Below are 14,964 nucleotides of genomic sequence, written 5' to 3'. Positions count from 1 at the left end.
GGACGCTACCGCTCCTGCAGTTCCAAACTTCACCTCCGTTACTTGCACCTTTTTTAGAACACAGCCTGGTCCTTGTCGACCTTGCGCACGATCCAGTTCGAGCCGAGGACGAGGAAGAAGCCGACGATGGATTGGTATAATCCGGCTGCGGCGGACATACCCAGGTTGCCCATATTGATCAGCGCGTTATAGACGTAGGTGTCAATGACCAGTGTGGTCGGGTAGAGCGCCCCGGAGTTCAGCGTGGTCTGGTAGAACAGCCCGAAGTCGGAGCGGAAAATACCGCCGATAGCGAGAATAGTCGTAATGATGATAACCGGACGGATGAGCGGAACCGTAATATGCAGAATTTGCTGCCACTTACTGGCCCCGTCGATCAGAGCAGCCTCATAGTACTCATTGTCGATGCCGATAATCGCCGCCAGATAGATCACGCAGCCATACCCCACCCCTTTCCAGAGGTTAATCAGCGGCAGGATGAACGGCCAATATTTCGGCTCCGAATACCAGTTCAGCTCATTCAGTCCGAACATCGCCAGGATGCCTTTGTTAATGAAACCGTATTCAACATTCAGAAAAGCGAACACGAGGTAGCTCACCACCACCATCGACAGAAAATACGGGAAGAACATGATGCTCTGATAAAATTTTGCCGCCAGCTTATTCTTCAGCTCATTCAGGGCAATCGCGATGGAGACGGCAATTACCAGATTGAGGATAATGAATACGAAATTGTACAGCACCGTATTGCGGGTGATGATCCAGGCATCCGACGTGGCGAACAGAAATTTGAAGTTATCCAGCCCCACCCACGGGCTTCCCAGGATTCCGTCCACATAGTTAATATTCTTGAAAGCAATGATGATCCCGAACATCGGCAAATAGTTGTTAATAAGCAGGAAAATAACCCCCGGCAGCAGCATAAGCAGCAGCACCTTGTGTTTCAGCAAATGCCTGAGCGTGGAGCTTCTTTTCACGCCCGTCCGCACTTGCGCGCTCTGCCCGATACTCAGCAAGCTTCTTTTCTCATGAGTGATCATCCCTTACGCCTCCCGATCCTTCAGCAGTCTCTCTCTTTCCTGTCTTAAGTGTAGCCGGAGAACGCCGCAGGCTGAATAAGGCCATCTATAATAAAAGTTCGAAATCCTACAGAGTTTGGAGAGGCCCAGCGCGGATACGGTTGTGTATAATAATCAGGATGGATTCAGACTCAAAAAGGAGGTACACCGTGGAGTTATTCAGTTTCAATCAAGCGGTTGGCACACGGATAACCAAATTCGATTCCGAGTTTGTGATGTCCCGCATTATTCAGACGGATAGAAGCACTCATATTGGATGTATGCATTTGGAAGCAAACGGGCTTATCGGGTATCACCAGGCAACCACGCCTCAGCTCCTTCTTATTATGGTTGGGGAAGGATACGTCCGAAGCGATGGAACAGAATATTGTAAAGTTCACTCCGGAGATGCCGTATTCTGGGGCAAAGGGGAATGGCATGAGACAAAAACAAGTACAGGATTAACTGCCATTGTGATCGAAAGTGAAGAATTACACCCTGCCTCCTATATGCCTTTGAGAAGATAACTGTGTCCGCGCAGAGCTGTTACCCCTAAATCCGACCACTGCTGAACATCAACAAAAAAGGAGCCTGCGGCATGTCTCGAACATGCGGAGGCTCCTCTTACTATAAATTTGATACACGCAGAGACTTTTACAGGGAACCGAAGTGGAAAAAGTACCACTAATCCGGAAAATTTGCTGCCCAAACAGCTTTTAGTAGGAAAAAGTATCACTAATCTGCCCGAATTCACTCACACGCGCTCTATTTACTCAAAATAGGTGGACAAATTCCATCTAACCCCTTCCGGGAGACGGATCCCCCCAGAATAGTTTCCCTTTTTCCACCTAATTTTGTGCCTCATCCAACATCCGTCTTTCACTTTTCCAATTTTCCGGCCCCCTAGCTTTCAACTTTCTAGCCTTCTGACCTTCTGCCTTTCTAGCTTTCTGAACTTCCGTCTTTCCGACCCTTGAACCTTCTATCTTCCCAGCCTTCCGGCTTCCAGCCCTTCAAACTCCCCTCCCGGCGCCTTCGCTCCCGGATTCCCCCTGAACGATCTACCATCACTCTGCACACGGATCAGCCCAGGCCTCACTCTCCGGCCCCAATTCTCGCCAACCCCAGCCTCCTTCCCCTCTCCCCGTACCTTCACCTGCTCTCTAGACTCTGCCCCTGCAAGGGCTTCTTCGGATCGAAGTCCGGGTAAATATAATCCTCACGCTTAAAAAAATACCCGGTCGCCGCGATGTCCAGCATCTGGTTGAGCCGGTTGCTTTCCGCGCGCAGGCCCGCGCCCACGCTTATTCCGCCGGAAAGGATCTGCAGATAGAGCTGCATCCGGGAGCGGTCACCCGAATCGCGCGGCTCCACGGAGACGGTGTTGGGGTCGTATTGGTCCATAATCTGCGGAGAGAGTGGATAGATTGATTCTGCGGCAGTGGGATGGAATTCCTTGAAGTGGCCCAGCCCCGGAACCCGGCTTGGATGCTCCGTGATGCCGTCCACCACCGGCAGTGCCAAGGCCTGCTGGAACAGAATGGTCAGGAAGGCCTGTGACTGCAGGAATTTCCATACCTTCACTGCCGCCCCGCGATCCGGGGCGCTGCTGTTCACCACCAGCGGGGAGTGCGGAATCACCATCAGCGCGCCAGCTCCCTTCTCGGACGCTGCCCTTACCGGCGGCAGCGCCACTCCCCAATCATCCTTAGGCATATATTCCTGCAATTTCACATAATCTTTGCTGGTTGCATACATCATGCCGATATTCCCGTCGGCGAACTGCCTGAGAGCGCTGTTCCGCTTAAGCAGCGTTTCTCCGGGATACAGGCTGCCCTCTTTCTTCATGTCCAGCATCAGTTGCAGCCACGGCTCATACACACTCAGGTCATACCTTCCAGTCCGGTAATTATAGAGATATTGCCCGCTGTAGGTGCCTGACATCTCCAGGCCGATCTGCAGACTGTCCTGGCTGTCGCCAGCCGGAAGCGCGAACCCGTATTTGTTCACGCCAACCCCGGCCCGGCTGATCTTGCCCGCAGCCCGCTTCACCTCGGCAAAGGTAACAGGCGGCCGCTCCGGGTCCAGACCGGCAGTACGGAACAACTGCTTGTTGTAAATTAGGCGCACAGTTTCGATACTTGAGGGGATGAAGTAGAGCCCTCCCTTGAACAGCGGGCTATGCGCGTAGTCCCTGGCCCACTGCGGAAATCTGGCCAGATATTCGGGGGACAGATCACTGTATAGATTGGCAAGATACCCCTTGTTCACATAGGTAGCCAGCCAGCTATTATCCACACTGAACACATCCGGTCCTTGACCGGAGGTCATCAGCATGTTGAGCGTGTCATCATAGGCATCCGCCTGGATATTCATTATTACAATTTCAATATGGTCAGGATTGTTCAGGTTGTACTGCCGGATCGCGTTCTTCACTTCCAGATTGTCCGTCCAGTCATACAGCGCAATCCGCACCTGAACTGCGGGTGCAGCCTTGGGCACAGGCTCCGCATTAAATTCCACCAGCAGCGGACAGTCATAGGCTATGGCGTAGATTACAAGTCCGCACAGAGCCAGGCCGATCATGTACAGCAGCAGCCGTTTCATCCTTCACCTCCCGCGTTGACAGCATGAACTAACGCGCCTTACAATGAATACCATCTATTGATGGATATTTTCCAATAATACCTGCTAAATGGCAAGCGAAGATTATCCGCAGAGCTAGAGGGGGGTCAGATGAAGAAATGGTTTGATACGCTGTCCAGAACCCTCTTCCTGTACAATTTCAGTATCCGCAGCCGCCTGATCCTCTACTTCCTGTTCCTTGTCCTTCTCCCAACTACAATCATCTCCATTACGGTATATAACAAATCCACGGACATTATCACCCGAAACGTCAACACATCCATCGAAAATAACCTAAACCTGATTCAGGACAATCTGGCCCAGCGGTTTGCCGCAGCGAATAATTCCATGATCACCTTGTATCTCAATAGCGAATTTGCCGATCTCATCTCTTCCAACCGCCCTACGGACAGTACGGGGATCATTAATGAGCTGGCCGCACTGAACAAACTCCTGGAGAACTTCCCCGGGAGCGGTACACCCGGAAGCAGCTTCGTACCTATGCTCTATATGCTGAACCGCCCGGAATATACGCAATATAATTTCTCCAGACGGGTCTTCAATCTTGACCTTATTTCGCTGAAGCCGTGGTATCTCAGCATTCCGCCCAGGTCCGATTTCACTGTGGTCGGACTCAGCTCGCTGGACTCGAAGTTCACGCTCAAATTTGCAAAACGCCTATTCGGCATCCGCCATGCCCAGTTGCCCTACGTCGGGCTGCTTACCATCGACATTCCGGTGACGGAATTCGACAATCTTCTGGAGCATTACAAGCCTACGGCAGGCAGCCGAATTTATATCGCAGACCAGACCGGAACCATCGCGATCAGCCCGGACACGGGACTGGTCGGCCAGAACATCAGCACACAAGAGTACTACAGCCACATGAAGTCCACTGCCGATGGCAGAAGCGGCCTCCATTCCTTCCGCCAGGTCATTCAGGGCGAGAGCATGCTGGTCTCCTACACCAAGATACCGGATACCGGCTGGACGATCCTGTCCTTTTCCCCTGTTAGCGAGCTTAACGGGGAACTGGCCTCGTTCCAGCGCGTGATGTATATCGCCATCGGCATCTGTATGCTGATCTCGCTCATGATGGCCCTGCTGCTGTCGGAGAATATTTCGGCGCCTATCCGCAAATTCATCCAGTCGATGTCGCATGCCGAAAGCGGGAACTTCAACATTATAATCCGATACCGGCGCAAGGACGAATTCTCCTACTTGTTCAACCGCTACAATAAGCTGCTGCAGCAAATCAAAGCGCTGATTGATAAGCTCTACGTCACCGAGCTGCGCAAAAAAGAAGCCGAGCTCAAAACGCTCCAGGCCCAGATCAATCCGCATTTTCTCTACAATACACTGGATTCCATCAACTGGATCGCAATCAATCACAATATCCCTGAGATCAGCCATATGGTAACCTCGCTGTCCGACTTCTTCAGATACAGCCTGAGCAAAGGGCGGAATATCATTCCGCTCCGCGACGAGCTGCGGCAGGTGGACAGCTATCTGCAAATCCAGCAGTTCCGCTTCCAGGATAAGCTGGAATATGAGCTGGAGGAGACTGACCCCCGGCTGCTGGAGGAATGCCTTGTGGTGAAGCTGAGCCTGCAGCCGCTGGTGGAGAATGCGCTTATCCACGGCATCCAGAAGCGGCGGGGCAAAGGTAAAATCCGCATCCGTGTGGAATGCTCGCAAGAAATTCTCAGCATTTCGGTGTTCGACGATGGGGTGGGCGCAGATCCCGAGCAGCTGAACCTGCTGCTTACGGATAAGCAGCAGGGCAAAGAGTCGTACGGCATCCGCAATGTGCATACGAGAATTCAGCAGTTTTTTGGAGAGGCCTACGGCATTCGTTATTATGCCAATGCCGAAGATGGGTGCGGCCTCTTGGCCATAATCCGGTTTCCGGTGGTGACTACATGGGATGAGGTGATGGAAGATGTTGACGATGATCGTAGCCGATGACGAGCCATTCATCCGCAAAAGTCTGATCCGTGTGTTCAACTGGCAGGAGGAGTTCGGCATCGAGATCATCGGGGAAGCCGCAGACGGACAGGAGGCCTATGAATTATGTATGGAGCTTAAGCCGGACATTCTGTTCACAGATATTATGATGCCTATGCTGGGGGGCCTGGAGGTAGCTGAGAAGCTGAAGGAAGGGAACTGCCCCACCAAGATTATTGTCATCAGCGGGGCACAGGATTTCTCGTATGCCCAGAATGCGCTCAAGGTAAATGCCGAGGGATACATCCTGAAGCCCGTGAAATTGCCAGAGCTTCGGGAAGTCTTTCAGGAGGTTGTCACCCGTATCCGCCAGGAACAAGAGCGCCAGATGAATGTCGAGCAACTGAAGAAGCAGCTTCAGGACAATATCCCGCTGATCCGCGAGAAATTCCTCCAGAACTGGATTGCGGGCATGTACCGGGATGAAAGCGAGCTTCGGGAGAAAATCGCCTATTTCCAGCTCCCCTTCAAGCAAGGCGACATCTTGACGGCAGGTGTACTTCAGCTTGATGATTACCGGAGCGCAGTTGACAAATTCTCGGAGGAACACAAGCAACTGCTGTATTTCGCCATCCAGAATATGATCACCGAATGCCTCGGGAACCCTCCCGGCGGAATCTGTTTCATCGGCGGCGAGAATGAGTTTATTCTGATCTTCCGCCCGGACGAACCCGCTTCTCCCGGCACTAGCGCCATCTCAAGCCTCTGCGAAAAGATCACGAAGAGCATTAAGACATATCTGCGGCTGGACGCCTCCATCGGCATCGGCAGAGCCTGCACCCGCATGAGCGAAATGGAGGACTCCTATAAGGATGCGCTGGCCGCGCTGGTGTACACCTTTTATACCGGCCATGCTTCCATTCTCTATATCAAGGATATCCAGCCTGAGACGGGGACGCTGCAGAGCACTTTTTTCTACAAATTTCATGCCCGGCTGATGAATGAGCTGAAGGCAGGCCATACCGGCCAGGTCCTGGAGCTGCTGGAGCGGCTGTTCGACCGGCTGGCCGCCCCCAAGCTGCAGATCGGTTATGTGCAGAGCATCTGCGCTGAGATTATTTTCACCTCGGCAAGAACCCTGTATGAGCTGGATGAGGATATCGAGGAGGTGCTGGAGGACCGGACCATCATCATGGATGCGCTGTACGGGCAGAAGAATATCTCCGGGCTTAAGGCTTATATGCTGTCTCTTTTTAATGATCTCTCTACCTATGTGGCAGGTAAAAACACGAACAAGAACAGCCGCACCATCAGCAGAATCAGAGCTATCATTCAGGAGGGCTATGCCCAGGAGCTGTCCATCGCAAGGATCGCCGAGGAGGTGTATCTGACCCCCAACTACATCAGTCTTATTTTCAGAAAAGAAACCGGCGAAACCATCACCGACTATATCACCAAGATCCGCATCGGCAAAGCCAAAGAGCTGCTGCAGACCACAGACCTGAAGGTCATGGAGATTGCCGAGCGCGTCGGCTACGAGAATCCCCACTATTTCAGCACTGTTTTCAAAAAGACCGTCGGCATGCATCCGCTCAAATACCGCTCCGGCAAGTAAATAGATACGGCTGACCGTTAACGCCGCTACTTAATGATGTAGGAATTGACACCAATTCTGGAGAATATGGTGTTCCGTGCGCCGTTGCCCCCCTTAGGGTACAGTACAGATCGGCTGGAAAGAGTCTGCAGATAAGCAAAATCAGGGTGGAGCGCTTCATCGGTCAGATAAGCCGAAGTCCGGCTGCCCGGAACTCTCTCGCGGTTAAGTGAAGCAATCATGCCTTGCGCGCTTTTAATTCCCAGCCCGTGCCCGTAGTAGCTGTCAGGACCGAGCAACACGGCATTTTCGCCCTGCCATTCCGGCTTGTCGGGATCATGATCCGGGTTCTTGAAGTATACGATATCTCCCGGCTGCATCTCGGACTGACTGAAGGTGGTGATCAGCCGCAGATTGTCGTCATAATTCCAGTCCCACAGGAACAAGCCCGTGAAGTACCGGTTGAACGCCTCTTCTCCAATCATATCAATCGTCGCCTTGTAGAGAATCATGACCATCGCCATAGCACATTCAAAGGCATACAGCTTGCCGTTCACAAAAATATCCTTGATTGCCGCCGAAGGCGTAACATCATTTCTTAGCTGGAAGCCCCCATTAGCGGTACGAATCCAATATTTCGGATTGCAGCGCGAGTTCTTAAACGTGGAAAAATCTGTGCCGGCGACATTCATCGCTTTGGCAGTGTCAATAATCCGTTCCCTCATAGTCTGCTCAAATCCCGAATTGGGATTACCATATCCATAGGCCACTAATCATTTCCCCTTCCATTATTTCTTCACAATAGTTAGGTTATTGTACGTGTCGGGCCTCCGGATGGTGCGAAGCAGTTTTCGTAAAATCATCCCTCCTGAAACCAGCGGTTGACCTGAGCGGTCTCCTCCGTCAGAATGTCGAGATAGATCGAGGTGCGGTAGTCGGTTTCCTTAAGGCTTTTGCCCGTAATTTCGGCAATCCGGTTCAGCCGGTACATCAGGGTGTTGGTGTGGATGTGCAGAAAGGCGGCGGACTCCTTGAGATTGCCGTTCAGCGACAAATAGACGGCGATGGTTTTGAGAAAATCGCTTTTGTGCTCGCGGTCATGCTCCTTCAGCGGATAGAGCAGCGAGCTACGGCGCGTCCGGCTGCGCTTCTGCTCCATAATGGCCGGAATGTAGGCCCAAAAGCCGATTTCCTCATACAGCAGCAGATGGCGGGCATGATAGGGCAGCAGCTTCTTGATCTCCAGAATCGAGAGCGCTTCGCGGTATGCAGCCGCCGCCGAGGTGTACTCCCGGTAGCCCGGACTGCAGCCCGCAGTAAGCCGGCAGCCTTCGCTTGAGTCCATCTGCTGAATCAGCTTGCGCACGAATGAAGACAGTAGCTCCGTTCCCTCCACCGGAAACAAGACGGAGAATAATACAATCAGCCGGTTATGCTCGGCGGTCACAAACAGCAGCCGCTGCCCGGCACTCGCCTCCATTATCTGGCGGAACCTCTGCAGGAAACGGTCGTCGATACTCTTATCACTCTCCAGCACCCCGATATAATAGCTCTCCGGCAGCAGAATCGAGAACGCCTCCGCCTCCTGGCGGATACGCAGCTCTGTTTCATAGTGTGAGGTCAGCAGCTTCCAGAAGAAATCCTCATGAGTCTTCTCCTGCTTGGTCTTCCAGCCGCGCTGCTTCAGCAGGTAACGTCCGACAATTCCCGCCGCCTTCTCGACAATGCGCTCCGCATACCCCTCGGCAAGATCGCCGCTGTCCACAACCCAGATATAACCAAGAATCTCCTGCTGATGCCGGATGCACATCGCCAGCCTCGGCCCAAGCCCCACCTCCATCACCGCCGGGATGCGGATCGGGTGGGGAGTGTTCTCGAGCTGCTGCATTACGCCTTTTTTGCGCAGGCCGATAATAACCGTATTCGGCACCCTTTTGCCAATTATCGTGGAGATTCGCGCCGGATCACTCTCGAACTGATGGGAGCTGTAGCCGATCACATGATGATTGCTGTCCTCAATCGTCACCTGCGCCTGCAGCGATTCGCTGATGGTATCCGCCAGGGACTCCATACTTTCAAAAAAACGATCAAACGATAGCTCTGATTCTGTCACTGTCCCCACCCCAACCCCTGAAGAATGGCCGAAATCTTGTACTGCATAAGCTGGTTTCATTATATCCCGCAGATTTGCGACTGACTATAGGACGGCTTGTTCTATGTTGATTGCGTATTCTACAAAACTTAAAGGCTCATTCCTCCTCATAGTTCAAGTTGGAATAAGCCTTTGAAAGTTGTTCTAAGCATCTTTGTCAAGGATTTAGTGTTTCCATCCTCTCCATTTCCAAACATTATACTGTGCTACCCAGGGTGATTTCTGTACTACAAAATTATCAGTATTAATTTTCCCCTTTGTCCAAAAGCCAGAAAAACCCGTTCCTTGAGGCGAAACATCTTGTGAAAATACGGCTTCGACTTGAAATTTTAGTTGATTAGCGCTATATGCTGGTCTGAATCTCAACCGTATTGGTTGTGAGTCCCCATTAGAAATGTCCGTTCCATTAAAACCTAATATTTGGGTACTCATTTCCTTATCATCGGCATAAACAGAACATCTATACTTGAGTTCTCCAATGTCATTTTCTAGTTGTATAAGAATAGGGTCTATCGAATTTTTTATTACAGCTTCAATTATTTCATTAGTAGGAAGTAACTCTTCTGAACTCATTAAAATAACCTCCTTTCAATGCATCTAATCGACTTGAACCACGATAAGGAACCCACTTATTCAATCCTATCCAAATCCAGATGGAACGCGAAGTCCCCCTTGTACAGCGGCAGGTTGAATTTCTACACCATATTTACTATAGATTATTGCCCCACTCGAACCTCTTGAACTTGAACTCCCTTAATGAACCCTTTTTGCAGGCTCTTGATCACGATTCTGCCGTTACGGATGATCATGCTGCCGCTCTTGGAGGCCAGCTTTGCTCCGGTTTTTAGTTGCGATTGATTTCAAAAAACTGCGAAAAACCAATATAACAAAAAACAGGTCAATCATGGTGGTATCTAACCATAATCAACCTGTTTATTGTAAAGGAATAGCGTTATTTAGGTTATAAAATTAAAGCATTTGATGTGCGTACAATAAGAATGGAGAAGTCTTTAAACGAGTATAACATGGGTTAGATGTGTTATGGTGAATGATGAATTATTCATCCCAATATACCCCAATTTCCTCGAACGAAGACATACTTTCACTCAAACCTTCGGGACTTTCTGCTCCAATTATTTCAATCTCTCTTTTTGTCAACGTGATGTTTTTATTGGGATTATTCACTTTCCTGGCATATATTGACTTTAATAAGTCTACTTGTTCAGAAGTCATCTCATAATAATCTCGCCAAGATTCAATTGCAGAGTCATTCCCCATAAACTGCCTTTCTAATAAATAGCCACCACATTGCACTACTCTTACGATATTATCAATTGAAGTGATAGTATCACTATCACCCCAAAATGCAGTAGTGATAGATGGCGAAGTCGTACCATCCTCCTCTTCTTCAAGAAGGTATTCTAAAGTTTCATTCTTAGCTAACTCAATTACTTTCTCTGGCGCATCCATAAAAAAATCTATAGCTGTAGGGATATCTGTTCGAGTAATGTTCTCATTTCGAAACGCCCCCACTAAGTAATTATCCTTGAAGGAAATAGTCCCTTTTCCTCCCGAACCATCAACAACACTATAGTTCTCTCCATCCCATGAATGCTCGTAAGATAATTCAGGATAGTGAGCAACCATTATTGCATGTGCTACAGATGCAAGTATACAACCGTTCCATAAAATGCTTTTATTTAATTGATTATTTAATATCAATGGCTTCATTCTTTTCTCCTTTTCGGTTTATATTCTCTTCAATTATCTCTTTTGAGCCGGAGTAAAATCCTTCCCAGAACCTACAGGCTTGGAATCTTGAAGACGTGAATAAGGTCCATTTCCAGATTGTGGAGTGCTTCTCTTCTCTGCTTGATGTTTTTTTGGTTTTTGAGGTTTCTCCGTCCCCTAAGTTGTAATCTTAAACTTGGGTATAAAGAAGGTGATAAACATTTTACCAATTACCGCCATTATATTAGCTTGCTTGGCGCTCGGTTAGAGTTGCTACCCGACACTTTCTCGTATGCTTCATCATGCTGTAAATGATGTTTACAAGCCTTCTCATGACGCATTTGAGGGTTTGCTTCTTCGTCTTACCCTCAGCTTAGCCACTTGGATTTGCTTAATCCTGTCCATCGATTCTAGCCTGCAAACAGTCTCTACCAATACTTGTAGAAGTTGTTCCTCGATTTGTTTAATGAGTTTCCGACTTCTCCGCATGTCTTTGACCATGTTTATGATCAGAAAATTCCTGTATTCTTGGAAGTTTTGCTTCGTCTCGCCGTCCTTCTTCACCAGTTCCAAGATTTCCTTTGACTTACGGGTCGAGACTCGCTTGGCATAGCCAGTTCATCGACACCCACCGTCAATGCCTGATGCGGTGCAGGGCACTTCTCCCAAAAGGCTATTTTGAAAAAGCGAACATAACAAAAAAACAGGTCAATAATGGTAGTATCTGACCATAATCGACCTGTTCAATATAACGGAATAGCTTTATTTAGGTTATAAAATTAAAGCATTTGATGTGCGTACAACCGAAATGAAGAAATCTTTATACGGGTATTACATGGGTTATATGTGTTATTGGTTGAATGATGGGCTCATTCGGCACTGGATAGCCCCATTATTGATATTCTACCGCACCTAAGAATCTCAGGTAATTGGATTGAATTGTAACTTCAGCAATTTCCCCAGTATACTTAAAGTTATAAAGTAAAACTACTACATTAATATCATTCGGCAGTTCTTCCTGCACTAGCGTATCAAATCTCGGGACAATTTCATCATCATAAGAAAATCCTTTAAGTAATTGATTCAGGTCATTACTTGCTTCTTCATAATATTCTGCTTCTCTTACCGCATCATCATATCTACGAATCTCAAAGTGTTTAGCAAATATAGATGGAATAAAATCTCCTTCATCTGAATAAGAAACAACAAGTAATCTATCGAGTTCCTCGGAAGATCGAACACTCCCTACCCACAGAGATACTAATCCTTCCTTTTCCATGTTAAGCCCCCTCTAAGGTTTTAATCCATCGGGCAGAGCATCTACCCCACCTTCAAATCTATAATTCGCCCAATTTTGTAATCTTCTTTTAAACATATCATAATCAGTCGACGAATCAATAATTTCTAACAATTCATTATGTGCTTTTGTTGAGCCTTTCCCACCATGCTTGCCAGTGGGATTTACGAACTTGGTCTCGCTTATAAGTGTCCGCATATCGGCAATTTGTTCACTTGTTACTCCCCATCTTTTGAAAACATCAGCTCTTGACACCAAATGCCACTCATGTAATCCACCAGGATGTCTGAGTCGGTCTTCTATGGTATCTCTTAATTTAGGGTCTGCCCATACTTTATCAAATTCATCAGGAGTCAAAGAATTAAACCACTTATTGAACTCGCCGTTTCTTACTGAAGGTACAGAATCAAGAACTTCACCTGTCCCCTTAGTACTATCTAAATCAAGCTTACTCTTATCTCCATCCGCACTCTTGGAGATAATTGCCCGCTGATCCTTATCTAATTTATTGAGTTTTTCTAACTCCGCATCGCTAAGGGTAATCGGTTTCTTGCCATCGTTCTCAAGCTGTTTCAATTTTTGTTCGCTAACGTTGTCTATTTCACCGTCAATCAACAGCACCCAAGGATTAACCTCACCGTACAGACGGATATGCTTCCCCTTGCGCTCCAGCTTGAACTTCTTGAACTTGAACTTCGCAAGAATCCGGCCAAGCAGTCCTTGGAGCTTTTTGGCCCCCTTCATGAGCCCTTTTTGCAGGCTCTTGATCACGATTTTGCCGTTTCGGATGATCATGCTGCCGCTCTTGGAGGCCAGCTTCGCTCCGGTTTTCAACAGGCTCTTGATGCCCTTGGCTCCTGCGCCAGCTACAGCCTTCACACCTTTGGCCGTTGCCGCTGCGCCTTTCTTCACGGCTTGTCCGGCCTTCTTGAGTCCCTTGCCGAGGCCCTTGAAGCCCAGGTCCATCGCTAGTTCTACCAAGCCCATCGCCATTGCTGTTGCCAGCGCGATTGCCGCCGGTTCGATCAGCTTTTGCCAGCCTTGGCTGAGGTAGGTGCCAATATAGCCGGAGGCCTGTGCGAGGGTCTGCGCCACGGATTTAATCGCATCGGCTTGCAGATACAAGCTGACTAGCTGGATTATCGCTGGAAGAGCAGCCGTGATCGCTCCACCCGTGACGATTTCTGCAACAACGACGCCAACCAATATCCCGATGACCGCCGCCAAAAGCTTCAATCCATTACTCTTCATCCATTTTATTACATATGTTTTTATCTGGTCAAACACCATTTTGGCATTGTTTGCCCGTAGCGATACGCCATCTGCGATTTTGCCTCCGAGGCTTTGGTCCGCTTTTCCCGTGTCAAAATCCGCCATAATGCTATCCATCGTATGCGGGTCGCTGCTGCCCGGAAGCTGCTTGGTTTCGCCGTCCTTGAGGTTAATGTCACGGACCAGCTCAGGGTCCATTTCGCCCTCTTCGACCGACTCCATTTCGATATCATCTGCGGTAAGCTTCTCTTCCGGTTGCGGCTCTCCCGCTTCCTGGGCCTGCTCTGCCCCGCCTTCTGCCGCACCTGCACCCAGCGGCTTCGAGATGTCTACTCCCAGCAGATATTCCCACATCTTGCCTTCCAGATGGCTGAAAGACCGTTTCGCCGCCTTGCCGAGCGCCCCGATCCGTTCCATGACGTCGAGGAAGACGGCGATCAGGAGGTTGCCCAAGGTGGAGATCAATTTGGTGTAGAAGTTCTGCACGACAGCCAAGGCCTGATCCACTTTGGTTGCCAGGAAGTCCATAACCTGGGTGACTTTCGTTTTGAGCTTCTGCGCGAGCTGGTTGACGACTTTCACTGCTTTGTTCACGACAGCATCAATTTTGCCGCAAATCTTGGCCGCGATGCCCGGGAATTTGGCGAAGACCACTGAGACCAACTTTTTGAGCAGGGTGCCCAGCCCTTGGATCAGGGTGGTGATCAGCTTGCGGCCCAGCTCGATGATGCCCAGCACCGCTTGTTTGGCTTTTTCAAAAATAAACTTAACCGCTTTTCTCAGGCCCTCGAAAATGAAGTTGACCGCTTTTTTGACAACTTCGACCACCGCTTCGAGCTTGTCCTTCACCCAGCCGAGGAAGCCGCCTTTTTTCTCTTCCTTGGCTTTTTCTTCCTCATGTTTTCCGTCGGCCTCTTTTTTGGCTTTGCTGTAGGCGGTCGTGGCTTCTTGTTCGGCTTCGGACTGCCGCTTTTGGGCTTCGCGTTCTTTTTCGGTGCGCACGGTGTTGATTTCGCCTTTTTTCTGCTGGGCTGCTGCTCCGGCCTGTCCGGCATAGTCGGCTTCGGCGGCATCCAGTTCACTTTTCCACTCGCCTCTTAGGTTATCCACTTCGGCCTTGGCTCCGGCCTGCTGGCTGAGCTGCTGTTCCTTGGCTTCGGCTTCCGCCTGCTGGATTTGCGAGTGGCTGTCGGCTTTGGAGAGCATAACTTTGTTGTCGAATTTTTCTTTTTCTTTATTGTATTCGGCCTGCTTGGCGCCAAGCTGCTTATTCATTTCCGGGGCAAGC

Annotated in this window: 10 protein-coding genes and 1 pseudogene; 3 read left to right on the top strand and 8 right to left on the bottom strand. The window is 49.5% G+C overall.

Features of this window, described 5'->3' with window-relative positions; genetic code table 11:
- Positions 1-53: 53 nt before the first annotated feature.
- On the bottom strand, positions 54-1,040 hold the full coding sequence (locus AC0LWN_RS31560) for an ABC transporter permease (RefSeq protein WP_474672383.1): 987 nt from the start codon (positions 1,038-1,040) through the stop codon (positions 54-56).
- A 188-nt stretch (positions 1,041-1,228) separates the two neighbouring features.
- On the opposite strand from AC0LWN_RS31560, the gene AC0LWN_RS31555 reads away from it, so the two are divergent.
- The gene (locus AC0LWN_RS31555) at positions 1,229-1,585 is read left to right on the top strand and encodes a cupin (RefSeq protein ID WP_474672381.1); all 357 of its coding nucleotides are present in this window, start codon (positions 1,229-1,231) and stop codon (positions 1,583-1,585) included.
- A 625-nt stretch (positions 1,586-2,210) separates the two neighbouring features.
- Here the strand turns inward: AC0LWN_RS31555 and AC0LWN_RS31550 are convergent.
- Positions 2,211-3,665 (bottom strand): ABC transporter substrate-binding protein, encoded by a 1,455-nt coding sequence (locus AC0LWN_RS31550; RefSeq protein WP_474672379.1) that lies wholly within the window; start codon positions 3,663-3,665, stop codon positions 2,211-2,213.
- A 129-nt stretch (positions 3,666-3,794) separates the two neighbouring features.
- Here AC0LWN_RS31550 and AC0LWN_RS31545 point away from each other — a divergent pair, with 129 nt between their 5' ends.
- Complete coding sequence (locus tag AC0LWN_RS31545; protein ID WP_474672377.1) at positions 3,795-5,651, top strand: cache domain-containing sensor histidine kinase; 1,857 nt, start codon at positions 3,795-3,797, stop codon at positions 5,649-5,651.
- A complete protein-coding gene (locus AC0LWN_RS31540; protein ID WP_474672375.1) occupies positions 5,626-7,245 on the top strand; it encodes a response regulator in 1,620 nt (539 codons plus the stop codon). Before AC0LWN_RS31545 ends, AC0LWN_RS31540 begins: the two co-directional genes overlap by 26 nt.
- Positions 7,246-7,271: 26 nt before the next feature.
- Here the strand turns inward: AC0LWN_RS31540 and AC0LWN_RS31535 are convergent, their stop codons facing one another.
- The 6 genes and pseudogenes from AC0LWN_RS31535 to AC0LWN_RS31510 form a co-directional block, all read right to left on the bottom strand.
- A complete protein-coding gene (locus AC0LWN_RS31535; RefSeq protein ID WP_474672373.1) occupies positions 7,272-7,994 on the bottom strand; it encodes a protein-glutamine gamma-glutamyltransferase in 723 nt (240 codons plus the stop codon).
- Positions 7,995-8,083: 89 nt separating this feature from the next.
- Complete coding sequence (locus AC0LWN_RS31530; protein ID WP_474672371.1) at positions 8,084-9,337, bottom strand: PucR family transcriptional regulator; 1,254 nt, start codon at positions 9,335-9,337, stop codon at positions 8,084-8,086.
- Positions 9,338-9,541: 204 nt separating this feature from the next.
- Positions 9,542-9,949 (bottom strand): hypothetical protein, encoded by a 408-nt coding sequence (locus AC0LWN_RS31525; protein WP_474672369.1) that lies wholly within the window; start codon positions 9,947-9,949, stop codon positions 9,542-9,544.
- A gap of 483 nt (positions 9,950-10,432) precedes the next feature.
- Positions 10,433-11,107: a hypothetical protein gene (locus AC0LWN_RS31520; RefSeq protein WP_474672367.1), complete on the bottom strand. Its 675-nt coding sequence runs from the start codon at positions 11,105-11,107 to the stop codon at positions 10,433-10,435.
- A gap of 892 nt (positions 11,108-11,999) precedes the next feature.
- Entirely contained in the window at positions 12,000-12,386 is a 387-nt protein-coding gene (locus AC0LWN_RS31515; protein WP_474672365.1) for an immunity 22 family protein, read from the bottom strand.
- Between the two features lie 12 nt (positions 12,387-12,398).
- Positions 12,399-14,964 (bottom strand): annotated as a pseudogene (locus AC0LWN_RS31510) (HNH endonuclease); the annotation flags it as partial.

It is taken from the genome of Paenibacillus sp. sgz302115 (assembly GCF_056120445.1).
Note: the sequence above shows the minus strand (reverse complement) of the source record. Positions and strands in the feature narration are given on the sequence as shown.

Bases quoted from the DNA above. Each gene is read 5' to 3' on its own strand.
- AC0LWN_RS31525 (WP_474672369.1), bottom strand. From the start codon at position 9,949: ATGAGTTCAGAAGAGTTACTTCCTACTAATGAAATAATTGAAGCTGTA.
- AC0LWN_RS31545 (WP_474672377.1), top strand. From the start codon at position 3,795: ATGAAGAAATGGTTTGATACGCTGTCCAGAACCCTCTTCCTGTACAAT.
- AC0LWN_RS31550 (WP_474672379.1), bottom strand. From the start codon at position 3,665: ATGAAACGGCTGCTGCTGTACATGATCGGCCTGGCTCTGTGCGGACTT.
- AC0LWN_RS31520 (WP_474672367.1), bottom strand. From the start codon at position 11,107: ATGAAGCCATTGATATTAAATAATCAATTAAATAAAAGCATTTTATGG.
- AC0LWN_RS31540 (WP_474672375.1), top strand. From the start codon at position 5,626: ATGTTGACGATGATCGTAGCCGATGACGAGCCATTCATCCGCAAAAGT.
- AC0LWN_RS31560 (WP_474672383.1), bottom strand. From the start codon at position 1,040: ATGATCACTCATGAGAAAAGAAGCTTGCTGAGTATCGGGCAGAGCGCG.
- AC0LWN_RS31515 (WP_474672365.1), bottom strand. From the start codon at position 12,386: ATGGAAAAGGAAGGATTAGTATCTCTGTGGGTAGGGAGTGTTCGATCT.